This is a genomic window from Streptomyces sp. O3, assembly GCF_054788135.1.
In genome coordinates this window covers 26650-45919 of record NZ_JBTVYK010000009.1, presented here as the reverse complement: position 1 = coordinate 45919, position 19270 = coordinate 26650, and the positions used below count along the sequence as shown (strand labels likewise).

Sequence of the window (19270 nt, the reverse complement as noted above, 5' to 3'; positions counted from 1 at the left end):
CACCCCAGACGCCCCGAACACCCCAGACGCCTCAGACGTCCAACTGGTCCGCGACCGCCCGCAGCATCCCGGCGATCTTCGCGCCGTGCGTCTTGTCCGGGTAGCGCCCGCGCTCCAGCTGCTGGGTGACGCCCTCCAGCAGGGTGGTCAGGTCCTGGACGATCGAGGCGAGCTCATCCGGCTTGCGGCGCTGGGCGGCCGCCACCGACGGCGCGGGGTCGAGCACTGTCACAGACAATGCCTGGTCACCGCGCTGACCTGCGACGACACCGAACTCGACGCGCTGGCCAGGCTTGAGCGAGTCCACTCCAGCGGGCAGCACTGACGAGTGAACGAAGACGTCACCGCCGTCGTCGCGGGAGAGGAAGCCGAAGCCCTTCTCACTGTTGAACCACTTGACCTTGCCGGTAGGCACGTCTGTCCTCGTCCTCGTACTCGTGGGAAACGGCTCTGGATAGCACTACAGCGGGCCGTCTGACCCGCTGCCACCAAGACTATTGGTCGCTGGGCCGGTGACAAGACGCCCCCGGCCGGTTCCTGCCCGCAGGGAACTACCCTGGTCGCGTGAGTGACACACCTATGGGCGCGGGGGACCGGCTGGTCCGTGTCGGCGCGATCGTCTTCTTCGTCGGGGCGCTGGCCACTCTGGTCACCGTGGCCCCGCTGTTCCTGGGCACAGACCCGTTCCCGACCGTGGCGTACGCCGTGTCCATGCTGATGGGCGTGGGCTTCGCGATCGCGGGCGCGGGCGTGCTGCGGTCCATCGCGGCACAGCGCCGCGCGGCGCGCGAGGCGCTGTAGCCGCGCCTCCGGCCGGGGCGCGGCCGCGCGCCGCCCAGGGTCAGCCGCCGCTCAGCCCTGCCCGGCGCGGTACCGCGCCAGCCAGCCGGGGAACTCCGTCAGGTCGCTGAGCAGCACGTCCGCGCCTTCCGCGCGCAGTTCGTCCGCGTCACAGGGCCCGGTCGGCACGGCGACCGAGAGGGCCCCCGCGCTCCGCGCGCCGCGTACGTCGCCGAGGTGGTCGCCGACGTACACCGCCGCCTCGTACTCGCGCAGGGCCTCCGCCTTGGCCTCGGCCCAGAGCCAGCCGACCACCGCGTCGGGCTCGATGCCGAGGCGGGCGAGGTGGAGCTTGGCGTGGAGTTCGTTCTTGGCGGTGACGACGATGGCGCGGCCGCCCTGCTCGCGTACGGCGGCGACGGCCTCGCGGGCGCCGGGCAGGGCGGGAGTTGGCTCGATCGCGTAGGTCGGGTACAGCTCGCGGAAGCGCTCACAGATGGCCGGAACTCGCTCCTCGGGGACCCACCGCGCCACTTCGTGCTCCAGCGGAGGCCCGAGCCGCGACACGGCGACGTCGGCGTCGATCCGCACCCCGGTCTCGGCGGAAAGCGCCTGATAGACCGCCCGGATGCCGGGTCGTGAGTCGATCAGGGTCATATCCAGGTCAAAGCCGACGGTGAACGGTCCGTTGAGCTGATGAGATGCCATGCCGTCCATTGTGCCGACCCGATCCAGACGCCCGGCCAGACGCCCAACGGACCACCACCCAGCCCACCGGCCAACCCACCGACCAACCCACCGGCCAGACCGCCGCCGAACCACCGGCCCGTACACTTAGCCAAGCCTAAGCTCACAGTGAAAAGGGTCAGATGGCCGCCGTACCGCCCGAGCCCCCTGAGGCTCCCGAGTCCCCCGCGCCACCCGCGACCACGCCCGCAACCGCGACCACGCCCGCTCCCGCGACCGCACCCGCGGCCGAGCCCGCGGCCGTGCGTCGCTCGCTGACGGTCCGGCGCGTCGCCTGGGTGGCCGCCGCCGCGGCAGCGCTCGCCGCCGCGGTGCTGCTCTCGCTCGCGGTCGGCGCCCGGCCGATCGCCCCGTCGGCCGTCTTCGACGCCCTGCTGCACGGCGGGACCGGCGACGACGCCGCGGTGGTGCGCGAGCTCCGGGTGCCGCGCACCCTGATCGGCCTGATGGTCGGCGCGGCGCTCGCGGTCACCGGCACCGCGCTCCAGGGCATCACCCGCAACCCGATCGCCGACCCCAGCATCCTCGGCATCAGCCAGGGCGCGTCGGTCGCGGTCGTGATCGCCATCGCCTTCACCGGCGCGGCGAGCCTCTCCGACTACATCTGGTACGCGTTCGGGGGCGCGGCGCTCGCGTCGGTCGCGGTGTACGCCATCGCCTCCAGCGGCCGCGGCGGCGCGACGCCGGTGAAGCTCGCGCTGGGCGGGGCCGCGATCAACGCGCTGCTGCTGTCCGTGATCCTGGCGGTGCTCACCACGAAGGCCTCGGCGCTGGAGGAGTTCCGGTTCTGGCAGGTGGGCTCGATCGCCGGGCGGGACACCGCGCTGATCGGCCAGATCTGGCCGTTCCTGCTGGTCGGGGTCGTCCTGGTGGCGTCGGTCGCGCGCGGTCTGGACGCTCTCGCGCTCGGCGACGACGTGGCCAGGGGCCTCGGCCAGAACGTCGCCGCGGTCCGGGTCGTCGGCGGCCTGGGGGCGACGGTGCTCACCGGTACGGCGGTGGCGGCGGCGGGCCCGGTGGCGTTCGTCGGGCTGGCGGTGCCGCACATCACGCGCGCGCTCGTGGGCGGCGACCACCGCTGGGTGCTGCCGCTGGCGGCGCTGATCGGCCCGGTGATGCTGCTGGTCTCGGACTGCGTCGGCCGGGTCCTGTTCCCGCCGGGCGAGGTCCCGGCGGGCGTGATGACGGCCCTGATCGGCGTCCCATTCCTGGTGGCGCTGGTACGTCGTAAGGCGGTCCCGGCATGACCGCGGACGTCCGCGAGGCCGCCGCGCCCGACGCGCCCGACGCGCCCGCCCGCCCCGCCCGTGTGCGCCCGGCCGGATACACGGTGCTGCGCGCGGGCCGGGCCGCGTTCCTCCTGCACCGACGTGCGGCGCTGGTCGCGACGGTGCTCGCGGTGCTCGTGGCGGCCGTGTCCGTCGCGTACCTCTGTGTGGGCGAGACGTACGCGACGCCCGCCGAAGTCGTCAAGGTACTGCTGGGCCGGCCGTCGTCCGAGGAGTTCGTCGTCGGCACCCTGCGCCTGCCCCGTATGACGGTGGGCCTCCTGGTGGGCGCGGCGTTCGGCGTGGCGGGCGCGCTGATCCAGACCGTGGCCCGCAACCCGCTCGCCAGCCCCGACATCATCGGCATCAGCCAGGGCGCGAGCGCGCTCGCCGTGGCCACGCTCACCTTCGGCCTGGCGTCGTACACCGCCCTGCCGTACGTGGCGGTCAGCGGCGGCGTCCTGGCCGCCGCCCTCGTCTACGTCTTCGCCTGGCGGGGCGGGCTGCACGCCACCCGCTTCGTCCTGATCGGCATCGGCTTCGCGCTCGCGCTGCGGGCGCTCACCACGCTCTTCATGACCAAGGGCGACTATCTCGTCGCCCAACAGGCCATGATCTGGATGACCGGTTCGCTCAACGGCCTCGGCTGGGAGCAGGCCGCGCCGATGGGCTGGGTGCTGCTGGCCCTGACCCCGGCGATCGCCTGGGCCGCGCGGGCGCAGCGCACGGTGAGCATGGACGACGACACGGCGACCGCGCTCGGGGTGCGCCTGGGCCGGGTGCGGCTCGGCCTGGTGGCGCTCGGTGTGGTCCTGGCCTCGGTCGCGACCGGCACCGCGGGGCCGGTCGAGTTCGTGGCGCTGCTCGCCCCGCAGATCACCCGCCGACTGACCCGCACCGCCCAGATCCCGCTCCTGTGCAGCGCGCTGATGGGCGCGCTGATCGTCGTCCTGGCCGACCTCCTGGCCCGTCGCCTCCTCTCCCCCGTCGAACTCCCGGTCGGCGTCCTGACCGCCGCGGTCGGCGCCCCGTATCTGATCTGGCTGATCATCCGTAGCCGTACCGGAGGAAAGCCGTGACCCGGCTCAGCACGCAAGCCCTCACCCTCGCCTACGAGGACCGCACGGTCGTCCACGAGCTGGACCTGGCGGTTCCGGACGGCGAGGTCACGGTCATCGTCGGCCCGAACGCCTGCGGGAAGTCCACGACGCTCCGCGCGCTGGGCCGCCTCCTGAGGCCGAAGTCCGGCGCGGTCCTGCTGGACGGCGCGGAGCTCGCCAAGCTGCCCACCAAGCGCGTCGCCCAGCAGATCGGCCTGCTGCCCCAGACGCCCGCGGCCCCGGAGGCGATCACGGTCGCCGATCTGGTCGCCCGCGGCCGCCAGCCGCACCAGCACTGGTGGCAGCAGTGGTCGGACGCCGACGAGCGGGCCATCACCGAGGCGATGGCCCGCACCGACGTCACCGAACTCGCCGAGCGCCCGGTCGACGAGCTGTCCGGCGGCCAGCGGCAGCGCGTCTGGATCGCGATGGCGCTCGCCCAGGAGACCGAGCTGCTCCTCCTGGACGAGCCGACCACCTACCTGGACATCTCCCACCAGGTCGAGGTCCTGGACCTGGTCCGCCAGCTGAACCACGACCGCGGCCGCACCGTCGTGATCGTGCTGCACGACCTCAACCAGGCGGCCCGGTACGCCGACTTCCTGGTCGCCATGAAGTCCGGCCATGTCGTGGCCTCCGGCCCGCCCTCCGAGATCGTCACGGCCGACCTGGTCCGCGACGTCTTCGGCCTCGACTGCGTCGTCGTCCCCGACCCGGTCACGGGCTCCCCCCTGGTGGTGCCGGGCGCTCCCTGGCACGCGACGCCCGCGGAGCCGCCCGCGGAGCCCGCCGCCGCGGACACGGCGGCTCCGCTGGCCTAGGAAGGGCTGAGGGGTTCAGGGCCTGCGCCCGAGATGCGTCACCAGGATACGGATGGCGTCGTCCTCGATGAGATAGAGCACGCGACAGTCGCCGACACGCAAGCGCCGCGCACCGGGCCCGTACACGGTGGACTGGGCAGGTCGCGGCGTCTCGGCGAGCGCGTCGACGGCTTCGTAGACGGCCGCGAGTCCGGTCGGGTCGTCCTTGAGGAACCGTACGGCCGCGTGGGTGGCGCCGGGCTCCCAGATGATCCGGTAGGTCACGGGCGCAGTCCCAGCATGCGCCCGACCTCCTCGTGCGGAATGCCTTCCTCGGGAGCGCCTTCGGCCTTGCGGCGTTGGTATTCCGCCAGTGCCAAGGCGTCTTCGAGGTCCTCTATCACCTGGGGAGACACCAACACCGCCGCCACATGACCGTGGTCAGTCAGCGCGATGGTCTCGCGCCCGTGAGCGGCACGGCGCACGAGGTCGCCGAGCTGGGAGCGGGCTGCGCTGATCGCGATCTCCGTCATGAGATCAAGCATGCACAATATTAATCTAGTGGTCAATATGTGGCGCAAGGCGTCCCGCGCCTAGGACCGAAGGCGGTGGGCGCGCCAGAGCAGGAAGAGGGCCGAGGCGAGCGCCGCGCCCCGGACCACCCACGGCCAGGTGTCCGCCAGCGCGTCCGCCATGCCGCCCTCGGGGATCTCCGCGCCCCAGCGCCCCCCGGCCCGCCCCCACAGCCACACCATCCCCGCCGCCGCGACCAGCCCCGGCGCGCCCAGTACGGCGAACTTCGCCTCACGCCGGGTGAGTCGGCGCGAGGCGTACGCCAGGATCCAGCCGAGGCCCAGCGTGATCCAGTGGCCGATGAACGCACCGGCCACCAGGAGTGCGGCGGCGCACAGCAGCAGCGGACTGCCGAACCCCGTTCCGCCTCCGATCCGCAGCCGGGGGAGGCGACGGCGCGCGGGGGCCGCGTCAGTGTCGGTGTTGGCGTCCGGGCCGGGCTTCGGCCTGGGTTCCTTCGCGGCGGGCGCGTCCGGCTCCGCCTTGCCCAGGGACGCCCGCATCTCGGGGATCTCCACGCCGCCCACGAACCCCGGCACGGTGTCCGCCCCGTCGCCCGAGGGCGCGGCCCCCATCCGCCACCAGTCCTGACCACCGCCGCCAGCGCCGCCCTCGGACGGCCCCAACTCGTCCTCGCCCGCGAGATGCGGCGGCGACGCGGCGGTGGCCGAGCGCGGCTCCGGAACGGCGGCGGTCGGCGCCGACGGCTCCGGAGGCGTCGGCGCGGAACCCTCCAGGCCTGCGGAACTCCTCGGTCCCGCAGGGACTTCCGGACCCGCAGGAACCTCCGGAACCTCCGGAACCGCAGGGACCCTCGGCCCTTCGGAGCCCCCCGCGCCCGCCTGCGCCGTTCCCTTCCCCCGCCGCGGCCGCGGCAACGACATCCCCCGCAGCCGCGGCTTCGCCTTCGGCTCCGCTGGCCGCGGCCCCGGCACGGCCGCCCCCGAAGCGCCCCCTGGCTCCCCGGCCACCCGGCCGACCGCCTCCTCGGGCGTCCCGATCCCGGCCAGAATGCGTTTCACCTCGCCGGGGCTGTCTCCCGTGGCCGCGCCCCGCCGCTGGTCGATCTCCCGCCGCAGCTCGGTGACCAGCCGCATCCGGGTGCCGGATGGCACCTGGCGCTGCTGGGCGAGGTCCCCGACCCGGCTCAGATAGTCAAAGACGAGCTGGTCGCTCTCGATCGCCACGAGGCCCCCTGTGCCGTGCCGCTGCCGTACTCCGTACTCCCGACGCCCGCGTGCCGCCGCCGTACGGCCGCGTCATGACTGTCGGCGCACCGACGGTATCGCGCGCGGGCGGCCGCGCGCTGGTCCTCGGCGCCTCAGCGCCTCAGCGTCTCCACGCCTCACCGCCTCACCGCCTCACCGCTCCGGGGCCGGACGCATGTCGGACGTACCTACTACCGTGGGGCGGATGAGGACCGAGAGCACGTCCGGCGACTCCTTCCCCCGTACGCTCGCCGAAGCGCTGCGGCACCGCGACGACGCGTCGCTGACCGCCCTGCTGCGGGCGCGCGCCGACCTGCTCACTCCCGTGCCCAACGATCTCACCCAGCTGGCGACCCGCGCGGGCACCCGCGCGTCGGTGGTCCGCGCTCTGGAACGGCTGGACACCTTCACCCTGCAGACCGCGCAGGCCCTGGCGGTGGCGCAGGAACCCACCGCGTACGAGACGCTCCAGACCCTCCTCACCGGTGACGAGCCCCAGCCCGAACCCCAGCCTGGGCCCGAACCCGCACCCGAACCCGAACCCCACCCCGACCTCGCCCACGACATCGAGGCCGCACTCCCCACCGCCCTGGCCACCCTCCGCGAACGCGCCCTCGTCTGGGGCCCGGACCGCCGCCTGCGCCTGGTCCGCACCGCGCGCGAACTCCTCGCCCCGTCCCCCGCGCACCCCTCGCCCACCGGACTCGGCCCGACCGTCGCCGAGGCGACGGCCGGAATGTCTCCGGGCCGCCTCCAGCAGTTGCTCGAGTCCGCTGGCCTGCCGGCCACCCACGACCCGGTGTCGGCGGTGGAGTCGCTCACCGCCCTGTTCACGGACCGCGCCCGGCTGGCGGCCCTGCTCGACGGCGCGCCGCCGCAGGCGCGGGACGTACTCGGACGGCTGGCCTGGGGCCCACCGTACGGCCAGGTCACGGCCGAACCCGCGGCGCACGTACGGTGGTTGCTCGATCGCGGGCTGCTGCTGCCGACCGCGGCCGGACGGGTGGTGCTGCCCCGCGAGGTCGCCCTGCGCCTGCGCGGCGGGCGCGCGCACCGCGCGCCGCGACCGGTGCCGCCCGCGCTGGAGGTCAGGGCCGAGTACCGCCCCGCCGCGGTGGACTCCACCGCGGCGGGGCAGGCGTACACCGCGCTCGCGACGGTGGAGGAGCTGCTGCGGGAGTGGCACGAGGGCGGGCCCCCGGTGCTCCGCGCGGGCGGGCTCAGCGTCCGCGACCTGAAGCGGACCGCGGTCGCCCTGGACGTCACCGAGCCCCTGGCCGCGTTCTGGGTCGAACTCGCCTACGCGGCCGGGCTGCTGGCGTCGGACAGCGAAGTCGACGAGCGGTACGCGCCGACGCCCGCGTACGACGCGTGGCTGGAGCTGCCCCCGGCCGAGCGCTGGGCGTCGCTGGCCTCCGCCTGGCTGGCCGCCACCCGCACGGCGGGCCTGGTCGGCGACCGCGACACCGCGGCGAGCGGTGCGGCGGCGGGCCGTACGCTCTCCGCGCTCGGCCCGCACCTGGACCGCTCAGCCGCGCCCGAGGTGCGCCGCCGCGTCCTGACCCTGCTCGCGGAGCTCCCCGAGGGCGCGGCGCCGTCCCCCGAGGCGATCCTGGCCCGGCTCGCCTGGGAACACCCCCTACGCGCCACGGCCACGGACACCACGAGCACAGGCACAGGCACAGGCACCAGCACCAGCACCAGCACCAGCACCACGGAAGACCTCCGCACCCGCATCGCCCGCTGGACCCTCGCCGAGGCCGAACTCCTCGGCATCACGGGCCGCGCCGCCCTCGCCACCCACGCCCGCGCCCTCCTGGGCCCGCACACCGAACCGCCCTACCCCCACCCCACCCCCGCCGAGGCCGCCACCACCGCCACGCGGGCCGCCGCGGCGCTCGCCCCGCTGCTCCCCGAGCCCCTGGACCACGTACTCCTCCAGGCGGACCTGACCGCCGTGGCCCCCGGCCCGCTGCACCGCCCGCTCGCCGAGACGCTGAGCGTGCTGGCCGACGTGGAGTCCAAGGGCGGCGCCACGGTCTACCGCTTCACCCCGGCCTCGGTGCGCCGCGCCCTGGACGCCGGACGCGCGGCCGCCGACCTGCACACGTTCCTGGCCGAGCACTCCCGGACGCCCGTACCGCAGCCGCTGACGTACCTCATCGACGACGTGGCCCGCAGACACGGCCAGCTGCGGATCGGCGCCGCGTCGGCGTACGTACGCTGTGACGACGACGCGATGCTGAACGAGATCCTGGCCGACAAGCGCGCCCAGGGCCTGCGCCTGCGCCGCCTCGCCCCCACCGTCCTGGCCGCCCAGACGGACCCCGCCACACTGCTGGAAGGGCTGCGCGCGATGGGGTTCGCGCCCGCGGCCGAGAGCGCGGAGGGCGACGTCCTGATCCACCGCGCGCACGCCCACCGCACGCCGCCCCGCAGCGCGCCGACCCCCGTCCCCGAGGGCCCGCCGGTGCCGGACGCCACCCTGCTCAGCGCCGCCGTACGGGCCATCCGGGCCGGTGACCTGGCCGCGACGGCGCCCCGTAAGCCCGTGCCGGCGGAGGCGGCGGCGACCGCGCCCCCCGCGGCGCCGGGCGCCCTGCCCCGCACCACATCGGCCGAGACCCTCGCCACCATGCAGGCCGCGGTACTCACCGGCGACGTGCTCTGGATCGGGTACGTGAACGCCGAGGGCGCGGCGAGCCAGCGCGTGATCGCCCCCGTCCGGGTGGAGGGCGGCTTCGTCACCGCGTACGACCACACCGCCGACGAGGTCCGTACGTACCCCCTGCACCGCATCACCGGAGTGGCCGAACTGGCGGACGACGCGACCTGACCCCGCCCCCCTCCGCACCTCGTACGCCACGCGCCGCACACCGCACACCGCACCTCGTACGCCACGCGCCACACACACGTACGGGCGTGTAACACTCCCGCGTTCAGGACGTCGAAGATCACAATGGATCCGGCCATCCAGTCCGACTACCAGGAGATCCGACCACCGCGACGGCAAACGCGGTCGACGCCAGGAACCGGGAGCAGATGACCAGCCACCCCCACAGCCCGCACACCACCCACCCCAGCCACACCACCCACCCCAGCCACGCCGACCACCCCAGCCACACCACCCCCACCAGCCGCAGAGCCGTACTCGCGCTCGGCCTGACCCTGGCGGCCGCCGCCGCACCGCCCGCCCCCAGGGCGCGGGCAGCGCCGACCGCCGCGCCCGCCCCGGACCGAAAGCCCCCCGCGCTCGCCGAGCCGGGCCGTCAGCTGCTCGCTGGCCGACTCCGCCACACCACGGTCCTGCAGTCCTTCGCGTTCGACGTGCCGCGCGGCCACATCTACGCCTTACAAGTACTGCCGAGCGGCGTCCAGCTGCCCGACGAGGAGGCGCCTCTCAGCCACGCCGAACGCTCCCGGCGCGGCGACCTCTGCCTCAACCGCCTGACCCTGGACGGCCGCCCGGCCGGGCACATGTATCTGAAGGGCTTCGGCCACGGCGGCGCGATCGGCCTCCAGCCGTCGACCGTCGGCATCACCCTGTGGACGGAGTGGGACGCCAACCCGAGGTCCGGCTACGGCCGCGGCGTGTGCCGCTTCCGCTTCACCCACGGCCGGCTGCTGTACCGCGACAGCCCCGACCTCCGCACGTACCACCCCGTCCCCGGCTCCACCAGCAACTACGCCGCGATCGACGCGGTCTACCACCGCCTGCTGCTGCGCTACAAGGTCAAGGGCGTGGCCCGTTTCGCGCTCTACTCCCTCACCGACTTCCGCGCCCGCAGGTTCCGCCCCCTGGTCGACTTCCCCCAGCCCGGTGCCGACCTGCGGCTGCCCTTCCAGGGCATGACGCTGTACGGCGACCACGCCTACCAGCTGCTGGGCCACGCGTACGGACCCGACAACCCGGTGTCGTCCGGCGGCGACGCCCGCCTCTACCGCATCAACCTCCGCACCGGCCGAGTCGCCCAGGAACAGCTCGAACGCACCGCCCCCGACCTCCGCCCGCGCGAACCAGAGGGCCTGGCCGTCCTGCGCCGCCGAGGCGAGCAGCCCCGCCTCTGCCTGGGCTTCACGGAGGGCCCGCCGGGCGCCCGCCACTACCGCATCTACTACAAAGCACTCACCTGACGGCAACGGCCGCCACCGGCCATGCGGCACATTGGAGGTTTGACCACGGTGCAAAGTAGCCGTCGGCCCTCTGCCTCTCCCCGCCGCTTCGCGCCCGGCCTCAGCGGGGTTCGTCCGGTCCTGCGATCTCGTTCGCGCGGATCGTGTGCTCGGCCGCGTCGCCGGGGAAGCGGCTGAGGTAGTGGTCAGGGGCACCGTCCCGCGCCCATCGGGCTGAGCCGATGACGGCCGTACGGCCGTCGCGCAGCCTCACCCTGGACTTGGGCGGGTAGCCGCCGGTGACCGAGATGACGGCCGCTTCCAGGAGGGCCTGGGCCGCGAGGAATATGACACGCGTATCAATGAACCAGTCGGCCGAGCCGGGCACGGTGTTCGCGCCGGACTGCTTCGACAGCCAGACCGGCCGCACCGTACCCCTGCGCGTCGAGGGCCTGCCCGAGGGGACCGAAGCCACCGTCGTCGCCGCGGCGGTGGCCGGCGACGGAACCTCGGTGGACCTCACCCTCGACGTGCCGGCGGAACTCCTTCCCTCAGCTCCCGTCCGGCCAGGCGCATTCAGCCTGGGCTGACAGCGGCTGGCGCCGGGGGCCGTACGGTAGGCGGCATGCCTGCGCGCCCCCGCCCCGCCCAAGGCGAGACCGTTTCCCTGGGCCCAGTCGGCCCTCTCGCGGAGGCGACGTGGGCCAAACAAAGGCTCTCCGGGCTACGCAAGCCCTGCCCAACGGCTACTGCGGACTGCCGGTGGTGCAGTCCTGCCCGCACGCCAACTCGTGTCTGACCTGCCCGATGTTCATCACCACCGCCGAGTTCCTGCCCCAGCACCGGGAACAGCGCCAGCAGACCTTGCAGATCACCTCGTCGGCCGAAGCCCGCGGGCAGAAGCGGCTCGTGGAGATGAACCGGCAGGTCGCCGACAACCTGGAGAAGATCATCACGTCGCTCGAAGACGACGGACAGTCAGACACCGGTGGGGCGGCCGCCGATGCCTCCTGAGCCCAACCCCGCACCGCTCATCGCCGCCGCCCGCAAGCGCAGTCTGCGTCGGCAACTCGCTCACGCGCTCGGCGACCAGCGGGCATCCGCACGCACAGGCGCTGGTGGCCAGCTCTGATACCTCGTCATCCGCAACAGCGGTACCCGCGCGAACGCGCCCCCGTTTGGATTCCTAGGACTCCTAGGTTATATCTAGGAGTCCTAGGAATCATTGGGAGGGCGCATGGCGCGGGCCGGGCTGACGGCGGAGCGGGTGACGATCGCGGGCGCCGAGTTGGCGGACGAGGTGGGGCTCGACCAGGTGACCATGTCGCAGGTGGCGCGACGGCTGGGTGTGAAGGACGCGAGTCTTTACACGCACGTCCGCAGTCTGGAGGATCTGCGCGGACGGATCGCACTGCTGGCCGCCGATGAGAAGACCATCCGTATCGCCGAGGCGACTGCCGGGCGGGCGGGCAAGGACGCGCTGATCGCGTTTGCCGACGCCTGGCGGGAGTACGCCCACCAGCATCCGGGCCGCTACATGGCGACGCAGACCCCGATCCAGGTCGACCCTGAACTGGCCGCAAGAGCTCCCGGACCGCGGCGCGCGGTCGAGCTGACCTACGGCATGCTGCGCGGCTACGGACTGGCCGAGCCCGATCTGACCGACGCGGTCCGGTTGCTGCGCAGCACGTTCCACGGGTTCGTCGCCTTGGAGGCTGCGGGCGGGTTTGCGCACGAGCGTTCGCCGCAACACTCCTGGGTCCGCGCCCTCGACGCCCTGCACACCCTCCTGGAGCACTGGTCCTCGTCCCGAGAAGGAGACTCCTCATGACCGACCCGACCATCGGCAGCCTGCGCGTGAACGGCGCGACCCTGCACTACGAAGTGCGCGGCCGGGGCCCGCTCCTGCTGCTGATCCCCGGAGGGGCGGGCGACACGGCCTCCTACGACGGCATCGCCGACGACCTGGCCGCCGAATACACGGTCGCGACCTACGACCCGCGCGGCATGTCCCGAAGCACGCTGGACGACCCCGAGGCCGAGCAGCACGTGGCCGAGCACGCCGACGACGCGTTCCGAATGCTGGAACTGCTGTCTCCCGGTGAGCCCGCCCGGGTGTTCGGCGCCAGCTCGGGCGCGATCGCCGCCCTGCACCTGCTCACCGCCCATCCCGAACGCATCGAACGCGTCGTGGCGCACGAGCCGCCGATGGTGGAGGTCCTGCCGGACGCCGCCGAACATCGCACGCTCATCGCGCGCGTGCAGGAAACGCTTCACACTCAGGGGCTCATGCCGGCGATGGCCGTGTTCGCCGCGGGGCTGAAGAAGGACGGCAACACGACCGCGCCGAAGGCCGAGCTCAAGCTTCCGCCGCAAGCAGCGGCGCGGGCCGAGCGGACAATGGCCAACCTCCCGTACTTCGTCGGGCACATCGTGCCCAGCTTCATGTCCTACGCCCCGGACCTCCACCGACTGGAGGCGCTGTCGGACCGGCTCGTGCTCGCGGGCGGCCAGGACTCACGTGGCGAGCTGCCCTACCGTCCTGCGGCTCTCCTGGCCGAGCGTCTCGGCACGGAACTCCAGCACTATCCAGGCGGGCATACCGGCCTGACCACGCACCCCGCCGAGTTCGGCGAACTCCTTCGGAAGGCCTTCCGCGCCTAGGCCCTGATCCGACCCGTCCTGGCCAACACCACCGAAGCTGGTCACTGAATGTCACATCCGCAACTAGCCGTCCCCGGGGAAATCCTCGTGGCCGCTGCCACGCAGACCCCGACCCAGTGCACCGCGTCGCGCTTCAAATAACGATCGGCCTGTGCTGACGGGGCCTCGAAGACGTTAGCGGCCAGGTCGAAGACAGTGTCCTTGACCTGGCCACCCAGGTCACAGCCCTGCATGATCGGCGAGCTTGAGATAACCGCCATCGCGGCGAAGAACGCGAACAGCAGTTTCCCCGGGCCGGTCGGGTCGTAGATCCCGGGCAGCGGGCCGGCGAGCATCTCCAGCACCAGGCCGTCCGGGGGCGGACCCGTACCCGGGTGCTGGTCTTCTCGCTGAAGATCCTGTCGCGGGGGATGCCGTGCTTGCTGAGCGCATCGAGTTGGGAGTCGAGTTCCTGCCCGAGGGTCGAGCACCGGGCGTAGCCGATGCGGATGTCCGCGCTCGGCAGGTCCGGGTCGATGAGCGCCGGCGGCGGGGTGCCCGGCCGCCGCGGTCGGCCGCGGCGGCCGGGGTCGGCACCCGCAGCGCCTTCTTCAGCCGGGGCACCTTCGTGAAGCGGCGGGTGTGGTAGGCGGAGGCGACCGCGCCGCCGCGCGAGCGGCACGGCGAGCCGGGCTGTGCGTCGCACTTCGGACAGGCGTGCTGTTCGACGTCGTCGGCGTCCGACCGTCCGAGTCGATACCCGATCCGCCCGAGATCACAACGATCGAGAAGAGGGTTCACATCATTGGGTGAACTTGTTCCCGACGTGGGTCTTTAGCGGATTTCGATAATGATCTTGGGCGTAGCCTCGGAGCGGGCGCGCCGATGCGCACCGCCTGATCCTCGCCCGGCGGCCCTCCTGGGCGGTGCACCCGGCGGGCGCTGCGCGACTTCGTCCGACCGGCGACACGCTCGTTTCCGAACACACCAACAACTATGGACACACTAGGAGTTGGAACACTATGGCTGACCCTCATCTGACATCGATCTCCCCCGACAGCGGTCCGGATTCGGGCGGTACCCAGGTCACCCTGACCGGGTCGCGCCTGCAACACGTCGACCAAGTGACCTTCGCCGGCGCCGCGGCGACGGACGTACGCGTACAAAGCTCGGTCACGGTGACCTGCCTGACACCCAGCGGATCCACCGGCACCGCGAAGGTCGTCGTGCACGCCGACGGAACACCCAGCAACGAGATCGACTTTCACTACACCGAGGCGTTCGGCGTAGCCCCACAGGGCGGCCTTTCCAGATACACGATGGAGACGGGGGTCTGATTGGCGCGCCGCGGCTCCAGCGGCAGCCGCGGACTACAACAACCAGCCCCGCCCGCTGACCGGCTGGCCTAGTGGCGTGACCGCCGACGTCACCAGCACCTGCGCCGCCAGATCGCGGGCCGCCGTTGAACGGCGCCCCGCTTCGGCCACGCCCTGTGCAGTCCGCCTCTGCGCAGAACGTCTTCTCCGTCCGGGTCTGGGCCGCGGTGACGATGCGGTCGATGCGGCCCGGCGGCTCGATCGTCCTGGCCTGGCACTCCACCAGCAGGGCCTCACGCAGCCGGTCCTCCACCAGCTCGACCGGGCACACCTCCGCGGCCAGCCACGCGATCAGCTTCTCCTCGTCGGCCCGGGTTGCAGGCCGGAATTTCAGCGCCTCACGGATCTGCTTGCGGTGGTTCTTCGCCGACCCGGCTGGGCAGGTCATACTTCGCGAACTCGGCCGCCGGCACCTTCGCCAGCCCCGCGACGTACTCCACCGCGGGCTGCGGAACCTCCTACAGCAGATCCGGGAACCGGCCCTCCAGCTCGAAGAACTTCAGCAGCAGACTGAAGCCCAGCCGCGTCGCCTCGGTCTTGTTCTCGCCACCAGGCCCCAGTCGCCGTCCACCAGCGTCCAACTCGCCAACAGCTCTTCCGGCGACCACTCTTGCCGCACACCCGCCCCTTCCCTCGCCTGCTCCGGGCTTCATCCGGACGGCCCAACGAGGCGCCCGAGAGCGAGGAAACCGGTCATCTGACTATCCGAAAGCTACCCGCCAGTTACTTGCCCCTGGGGACAGAGCTGGGAGTCCGGGGCCCACAGTACGAAGCCCCGCCTGCTGCCGTGGGTCGGCAGGCTGGCGGGCTGGCGGGGCTGGCGGGCTCTTGGCTGCGGCGCCGCCCTACTCCGGAGGGCGGCTGTAGCGCTCCAACGTCGCCTTGCTCGTAGAGGGGTCCATGAGGCGCAGCTCCCACGGCCCGGTGTTCACGTCGAAGTCCTTGCCGAAGCCGACCCACTTCCCGGCCATGCGTCGCCCTGTCGGCTCCACCAGCATCTGAACCGCGCCGTGGTAGCGGGCGCCCTGGTAGTAGCCATCGGATGCCGTCTGCTCGGTCCAGGAACCGGTGACGACTGACCGGTCCAGCGTCAGGTCAATGGACAGAGGGCTGTCAGGGTTGCTGCTCGCTCCGGGCAGGCTCCGGACTGTGAGTCGGTTGCCGGTCTGCACCACCACCACGTAGTGCTTGCCCTCGTACGCGCTGTCCCGGCCGGACGAGTAGTACTCGTACCGGGACAGCCACACGCCTCCGTGCTGCTCTTCGGTCTTCGCTGCGGCCGTGTCCGCGTCCGGGGACGCTGCGGCCACGCCTTCAGGGTCCGGGTCCATGTCGTGGCCCCCTGCGCCGTCGTCGTGCACTCGTGCCATGACAGCCAGTGTGAACCCCAGCTCTTCGATGAGGCGGCCTGTGACATGCTCCAGGGCCCGGATATAGACCCCTCGGGGGGATTTGCTTACGCCGGACTCCCAGCGCTGGACGAGCCGCTTGCTCGCTTCGTTGGGCTCGTCCAGTTCCGCGCCTGCCTTGCGCAGGGCTTTGGCGAAGTCCTCTTGGCTCATGCGCATGCCGATCCGGACGGCGCACAGAGTGTCGTTCGGCTCCGTGACCGTGGCGTTCACGCGATCCTGCTGCACACGCGCGAAGCCGCCGATCTCTTCGACCGCATCGCGGGCCGCTTCCTGCACCACAACCCGCACCCCGAGAAGGGCGGGCGCCCTGCGGGCTCGCTCGCGTACACCAAGTCGGCGATTCTCGACGCCGGTTACGTCGTCCAGGACAAATACTGGGCTCACGTCGAAGGCGGCGTCTCTCAGTGCGACTCCGACGACGGACGCCCCTACAGCAACGCGTAGGCGGTAGCTCGACACCAGGTGGGCCGGTCCCTCATCGGGGCCGGTCCCCTTCTACCCGGAAAGGAGTCAATCGGGTGTCCGAGACCATCACCGAGTTACCGTCCGAGGTGGTGGCGGACTTCCGCAAAGCGGCCAAGTAGGCTGAGGAATCAGCGGACTTCGCCTCCGTTGCGTGAAAGCCCGCTCGTACGGTTTCCGCCGTGTGCGCGGGGTTCTTACTATCGGGGCAACTCGCCATCTATTCCGAATCAGTTGACCGGCAGCGTCGTCGTGTCAGTACGCTCGCCGTCAGGTGCGCCTTACGGAGGTTCCCGCGCCCGTACCGGGCACCGGCGACTGAGGACTTCTGGTCCATCCGCGGAGCTCAACTCTGCCTGGATGATGTCGAGAGCGTGCACCACCTTCTGAAGGAACGTGCTCAGGAGGTCGTCATTCTCGTAGACGGCTATGCCATAGCCGACGAGGTTGAAGATCTCCGAGATGCCGCACCGGAGGACTTGGACTCCGTACGCTTCGTCATGGAGGAGCCGCATGTAGTGGTTCAACTAGGAATAGTTCCCTACGTTACAGCGGGTGACGGCCAGGAAGCTCGCGAACTGGCTCGGGATGCGCACAGTTTGGTGAGTCTTCGCAAGCGGCCAGCGTGGCAGAACTTCGTTGCACTCACTGTCTTCCGGGTTCTTGGCTACGGCCCCGGTGTGATCTTTCTGGCCGCAGTGACTCTTTGCCTGTTCGCCGCAACTTTCGCCTATAAGCAGTTGCTCAAGGTGGACTTTGCGACGCCCGTACTTCCGGAGCGTCGGCGGGAAGCACGAAGCCGCGCTGTCCAGGGCTGGAGCGGCACGAAGTGGGGCGGCGCGCGGCGGGCCGCGTAAGCGGGCCGCCCTTGATCCAGTAATGACCTCCCAGCCGCGCGCCTTGCACAGAGCCTCACAGGCCGCACGTTGGCGGTCGGGCGAAGTAGACTCTTCAGTTTCGCGTGATAGGCGAACATAGATGGCGGCGCGCATGCCAGGTGCGTTCGCCGGAACGCCCTTCCGGCGCTTGGCGCGCGGCAATGCCCGAGCCTGGCCCGGACGCTCAGGTGTGATCTCTGTCACAGCGACGATCCCATCTCGGAGGTATATGTGTCCTGCTTGATCGTCCAGTCGGACAAGACCCTGCTCCTGGAAGTCGACCACGAGCAGGCCGACGCCTGTCGCCGCGCCATCGCTCCGTTCGCCGAGCTGGAGCGGGCGCCCGAGCACATCCACACCTACCGGGTCACCCCGCTGGGGCTGTGGAACGCGCGGGCCGCCGGGCACGACGCGGAGCAGGTCGTGGACGCGCTGGTGGAGTTCTCGCGCTACCCCGTGCCGCACGCGCTGCTCGTGGACATCGCCGAGACGATGGACCGGTACGGGCGTCTCACGCTCACCAAGCACCCGGCGCACGGCCTGGTCCTGACCAGCACCGACCGCCCCGTACTGGAGGAGGTACTGCGGTCCAAGCGGATCGCGCCGCTGGTCGGGGCGCGGATCGACCCGGACACGGTCGCCGTGCACCCCTCCGAGCGCGGCCAGATCAAGCAGACCCTGCTCAAGCTGGGCTGGCCCGCCGAGGACCTCGCGGGGTACGTCGACGGCGAGGCGCACGCCATCGAGCTGGCCGAGGACGGCTGGGCGCTGCGCCCGTACCAGAAGCAGGCCGTGGAGAACTTCTGGCACGGCGGCTCGGGCGTGGTGGTCCTGCCCTGCGGGGCCGGGAAGACGCTGGTCGGGGCCGGGGCGATGGCCCAGGCCCAGGCGACGACGCTGATCCTGGTCACCAACACCGTCTCGGCGCGCCAGTGGAAGCACGAGCTGGTGAAGCGGACGTCGCTCACCGAGGACGAGATCGGCGAGTACAGCGGTACGAAGAAGGAGATCCGCCCGGTCACGATCGCCACGTACCAGGTCCTGACGACCAAGCGGAAGGGGATCTACCCGCACCTGGAGCTGTTCGACTCCCGCGACTGGGGGCTGATCGTCTACGACGAGGTGCATCTGCTGCCCGCGCCGGTCTTCAAGTTCACGGCCGATCTGCAGGCCCGCCGCCGTCTCGGCCTGACCGCGACCCTGGTCCGCGAGGACGGCCGCGAGTCGGACGTCTTCTCGCTCATCGGGCCGAAGCGGTTCGACGCGCCGTGGAAGGAGATCGAGGCGCAGGGCTATATCGCGCCCGCCGACTGCGTGGAGGTACGGGTCAACCTGACCGACGGCGAGCGGCTCGCGTACGCCACGGCCGAGGCCGAGGAGAAGTACCGCTTCTGCGCGACGACCGCGACCAAGCGGAAGGTCACCGAGGCGCTGGTGGCCCGGCACCGGGGCGAGCAGACCCTGGTCATCGGGCAGTACATCGACCAGCTGGACGAGCTGGGCGAGCATCTGGACGCGCCGGTGATCAAGGGGGACACGTCCAACGCGCAGCGGGAGAAGCTGTTCGACGCGTTCCGGGAAGGCGCGCTCTCGGTGCTGGTGGTGTCCAAGGTCGCCAACTTCTCGATCGACCTGCCGGAGGCGACGGTCGCGATCCAGGTGTCGGGGACGTTCGGGTCGCGGCAGGAGGAGGCCCAGCGGCTGGGGCGGGTGCTGCGCCCGAAGGCGGACGGGCATGAGGCCCGGTTCTACTCGGTGGTGGCGCGGGACACGATCGACCAGGACTTCGCGGCGCATCGCCAGCGGTTCCTGGCGGAGCAGGGGTACGCGTACCGGATCGTGGACGCGGGGGACGTGCTGGCGGAGGGCTGACCCGCCGGGGCTTGGTCGCCGGTCAGCGGTGGCGGTGC

Annotated in this window: 23 protein-coding genes; 14 read left to right on the top strand and 9 right to left on the bottom strand. The window is 71.9% G+C overall.

Going from position 1 to position 19270, the window contains the following annotated elements:
• Positions 1-31: 31 nt before the first annotated feature.
• Positions 32-415, bottom strand: a complete 384-nt coding sequence (locus tag ACX6XY_RS07070; RefSeq protein ID WP_460327595.1) for a cold-shock protein — start codon at positions 413-415, stop codon at positions 32-34.
• A 149-nt stretch (positions 416-564) separates the two neighbouring features.
• On the opposite strand from ACX6XY_RS07070, the gene ACX6XY_RS07065 reads away from it, so the two are divergent.
• A complete protein-coding gene (locus tag ACX6XY_RS07065) occupies positions 565-801 on the top strand; it encodes a hypothetical protein (RefSeq protein WP_460327593.1) in 237 nt (78 codons plus the stop codon).
• A 51-nt stretch (positions 802-852) separates the two neighbouring features.
• On the opposite strand, the gene ACX6XY_RS07060 is transcribed toward ACX6XY_RS07065, so the two are convergent.
• On the bottom strand, positions 853-1488 hold the full coding sequence (locus ACX6XY_RS07060; protein WP_460327591.1) for an HAD family hydrolase: 636 nt from the start codon (positions 1486-1488) through the stop codon (positions 853-855).
• 161 nt (positions 1489-1649) lie between these two features.
• Between ACX6XY_RS07060 and ACX6XY_RS07055 the strand changes: the two genes are divergently transcribed.
• Genes ACX6XY_RS07055 through ACX6XY_RS07045 form a run of 3 tightly spaced genes read left to right on the top strand, consistent with a single transcriptional unit; the run spans position 1650 to position 4716 of the window.
• Positions 1650-2774 carry a FecCD family ABC transporter permease gene (locus ACX6XY_RS07055; protein WP_460327589.1) on the top strand — a complete coding sequence of 375 codons (1125 nt, stop codon included), beginning with the start codon at positions 1650-1652 and terminating at the stop codon, positions 2772-2774.
• Positions 2771-3874 carry a FecCD family ABC transporter permease gene (locus ACX6XY_RS07050; RefSeq protein ID WP_460327587.1) on the top strand — a complete coding sequence of 368 codons (1104 nt, stop codon included), beginning with the start codon at positions 2771-2773 and terminating at the stop codon, positions 3872-3874. Before ACX6XY_RS07055 ends, ACX6XY_RS07050 begins: the two co-directional genes overlap by 4 nt.
• Positions 3871-4716 (top strand): ABC transporter ATP-binding protein, encoded by an 846-nt coding sequence (locus ACX6XY_RS07045; RefSeq protein ID WP_460327585.1) that lies wholly within the window; start codon positions 3871-3873, stop codon positions 4714-4716. Before ACX6XY_RS07050 ends, ACX6XY_RS07045 begins: the two co-directional genes overlap by 4 nt.
• Before the next feature lie 15 nt (positions 4717-4731).
• Here the strand turns inward: ACX6XY_RS07045 and ACX6XY_RS07040 are convergent, their stop codons facing one another.
• From ACX6XY_RS07040 to ACX6XY_RS07030, 3 genes are read right to left on the bottom strand one after another with little or no spacing between them, the layout of a single operon-like run.
• Complete coding sequence (locus ACX6XY_RS07040; protein ID WP_460327583.1) at positions 4732-4980, bottom strand: type II toxin-antitoxin system RelE family toxin; 249 nt, start codon at positions 4978-4980, stop codon at positions 4732-4734.
• Complete coding sequence (locus ACX6XY_RS07035; protein WP_460327581.1) at positions 4977-5228, bottom strand: type II toxin-antitoxin system Phd/YefM family antitoxin; 252 nt, start codon at positions 5226-5228, stop codon at positions 4977-4979. The genes ACX6XY_RS07040 and ACX6XY_RS07035 overlap by 4 nt, the downstream gene beginning before the upstream one ends.
• 60 nt (positions 5229-5288) lie before the next feature.
• Positions 5289-6455, bottom strand: a complete 1167-nt coding sequence (locus ACX6XY_RS07030) for a hypothetical protein (RefSeq protein ID WP_460327579.1) — start codon at positions 6453-6455, stop codon at positions 5289-5291.
• A 226-nt stretch (positions 6456-6681) separates the two neighbouring features.
• Here ACX6XY_RS07030 and ACX6XY_RS07025 point away from each other — a divergent pair, with 226 nt between their 5' ends.
• The gene (locus ACX6XY_RS07025; RefSeq protein WP_460327577.1) at positions 6682-9312 is read left to right on the top strand and encodes a helicase-associated domain-containing protein; all 2631 of its coding nucleotides are present in this window, start codon (positions 6682-6684) and stop codon (positions 9310-9312) included.
• A gap of 206 nt (positions 9313-9518) precedes the next feature.
• Entirely contained in the window at positions 9519-10610 is a 1092-nt protein-coding gene (locus ACX6XY_RS07020) for a phage baseplate protein (protein ID WP_460327575.1), read from the top strand.
• Between the two features lie 100 nt (positions 10611-10710).
• On the opposite strand, the gene ACX6XY_RS07015 is transcribed toward ACX6XY_RS07020, so the two are convergent.
• Positions 10711-10977 (bottom strand): hypothetical protein, encoded by a 267-nt coding sequence (locus tag ACX6XY_RS07015; RefSeq protein ID WP_460327573.1) that lies wholly within the window; start codon positions 10975-10977, stop codon positions 10711-10713.
• Here ACX6XY_RS07015 and ACX6XY_RS07010 point away from each other — a divergent pair.
• From ACX6XY_RS07010 to ACX6XY_RS06995, 4 genes are all read left to right on the top strand, one after another.
• Positions 10952-11179 carry a hypothetical protein gene (locus ACX6XY_RS07010; protein WP_460327571.1) on the top strand — a complete coding sequence of 76 codons (228 nt, stop codon included), beginning with the start codon at positions 10952-10954 and terminating at the stop codon, positions 11177-11179. The genes ACX6XY_RS07015 and ACX6XY_RS07010 overlap by 26 nt on opposite strands.
• A 109-nt stretch (positions 11180-11288) precedes the next feature.
• Positions 11289-11603, top strand: a complete 315-nt coding sequence (locus ACX6XY_RS07005; protein WP_460327569.1) for a hypothetical protein — start codon at positions 11289-11291, stop codon at positions 11601-11603.
• Positions 11604-11826: 223 nt separating this feature from the next.
• On the top strand, positions 11827-12420 hold the full coding sequence (locus ACX6XY_RS07000) for a TetR/AcrR family transcriptional regulator (RefSeq protein WP_460327567.1): 594 nt from the start codon (positions 11827-11829) through the stop codon (positions 12418-12420).
• A complete protein-coding gene (locus tag ACX6XY_RS06995; protein WP_460327565.1) occupies positions 12417-13253 on the top strand; it encodes an alpha/beta fold hydrolase in 837 nt (278 codons plus the stop codon). Before ACX6XY_RS07000 ends, ACX6XY_RS06995 begins: the two co-directional genes overlap by 4 nt.
• Before the next feature lie 219 nt (positions 13254-13472).
• Here the strand turns inward: ACX6XY_RS06995 and ACX6XY_RS06990 are convergent, their stop codons facing one another.
• Positions 13473-14033, bottom strand: a complete 561-nt coding sequence (locus ACX6XY_RS06990) for a zinc finger domain-containing protein (RefSeq protein ID WP_460327563.1) — start codon at positions 14031-14033, stop codon at positions 13473-13475.
• A gap of 221 nt (positions 14034-14254) precedes the next feature.
• Between ACX6XY_RS06990 and ACX6XY_RS06985 the strand changes: the two genes are divergently transcribed.
• Positions 14255-14569, top strand: a complete 315-nt coding sequence (locus ACX6XY_RS06985) for an IPT/TIG domain-containing protein (RefSeq protein WP_460327561.1) — start codon at positions 14255-14257, stop codon at positions 14567-14569.
• A 497-nt stretch (positions 14570-15066) separates the two neighbouring features.
• Here ACX6XY_RS06985 and ACX6XY_RS06980 read toward each other — a convergent pair whose 3' ends face one another.
• A complete protein-coding gene (locus ACX6XY_RS06980; RefSeq protein ID WP_460327559.1) occupies positions 15067-15189 on the bottom strand; it encodes a hypothetical protein in 123 nt (40 codons plus the stop codon).
• 264 nt (positions 15190-15453) lie between these two features.
• Complete coding sequence (locus ACX6XY_RS06975; protein WP_460327557.1) at positions 15454-16170, bottom strand: helix-turn-helix domain-containing protein; 717 nt, start codon at positions 16168-16170, stop codon at positions 15454-15456.
• Here ACX6XY_RS06975 and ACX6XY_RS06970 point away from each other — a divergent pair.
• From ACX6XY_RS06970 to ACX6XY_RS06960, 3 genes are all read left to right on the top strand, one after another.
• The gene (locus ACX6XY_RS06970; RefSeq protein WP_460327555.1) at positions 16162-16464 is read left to right on the top strand and encodes a glycine-rich domain-containing protein; all 303 of its coding nucleotides are present in this window, start codon (positions 16162-16164) and stop codon (positions 16462-16464) included. The two genes, ACX6XY_RS06975 and ACX6XY_RS06970, sit on opposite strands and share 9 nt — an antisense overlap.
• Before the next feature lie 392 nt (positions 16465-16856).
• Complete coding sequence (locus ACX6XY_RS06965; RefSeq protein ID WP_460327553.1) at positions 16857-17339, top strand: hypothetical protein; 483 nt, start codon at positions 16857-16859, stop codon at positions 17337-17339.
• A gap of 252 nt (positions 17340-17591) precedes the next feature.
• Positions 17592-19232: a DNA repair helicase XPB gene (locus ACX6XY_RS06960; protein WP_460327551.1), complete on the top strand. Its 1641-nt coding sequence runs from the start codon at positions 17592-17594 to the stop codon at positions 19230-19232.
• Positions 19233-19270: the final 38 nt, after the last annotated feature.

Excerpts from the sequence above, each read along its gene's own strand:
- ACX6XY_RS07060 (WP_460327591.1), bottom strand. The coding sequence starts at position 1,488 with ATGGCATCTCATCAGCTCAACGGACCGTTCACCGTCGGCTTTGACCTG.
- ACX6XY_RS07025 (WP_460327577.1), top strand. The coding sequence starts at position 6,682 with ATGAGGACCGAGAGCACGTCCGGCGACTCCTTCCCCCGTACGCTCGCC.
- ACX6XY_RS07020 (WP_460327575.1), top strand. The coding sequence starts at position 9,519 with ATGACCAGCCACCCCCACAGCCCGCACACCACCCACCCCAGCCACACC.
- ACX6XY_RS07055 (WP_460327589.1), top strand. The coding sequence starts at position 1,650 with ATGGCCGCCGTACCGCCCGAGCCCCCTGAGGCTCCCGAGTCCCCCGCG.
- ACX6XY_RS07000 (WP_460327567.1), top strand. The coding sequence starts at position 11,827 with ATGGCGCGGGCCGGGCTGACGGCGGAGCGGGTGACGATCGCGGGCGCC.
- ACX6XY_RS06985 (WP_460327561.1), top strand. The coding sequence starts at position 14,255 with ATGGCTGACCCTCATCTGACATCGATCTCCCCCGACAGCGGTCCGGAT.
- ACX6XY_RS07035 (WP_460327581.1), bottom strand. The coding sequence starts at position 5,228 with ATGACGGAGATCGCGATCAGCGCAGCCCGCTCCCAGCTCGGCGACCTC.
- ACX6XY_RS07050 (WP_460327587.1), top strand. The coding sequence starts at position 2,771 with ATGACCGCGGACGTCCGCGAGGCCGCCGCGCCCGACGCGCCCGACGCG.
- ACX6XY_RS07010 (WP_460327571.1), top strand. The coding sequence starts at position 10,952 with ATGAACCAGTCGGCCGAGCCGGGCACGGTGTTCGCGCCGGACTGCTTC.
- ACX6XY_RS06995 (WP_460327565.1), top strand. The coding sequence starts at position 12,417 with ATGACCGACCCGACCATCGGCAGCCTGCGCGTGAACGGCGCGACCCTG.
- ACX6XY_RS06975 (WP_460327557.1), bottom strand. The coding sequence starts at position 16,170 with ATGAGCCAAGAGGACTTCGCCAAAGCCCTGCGCAAGGCAGGCGCGGAA.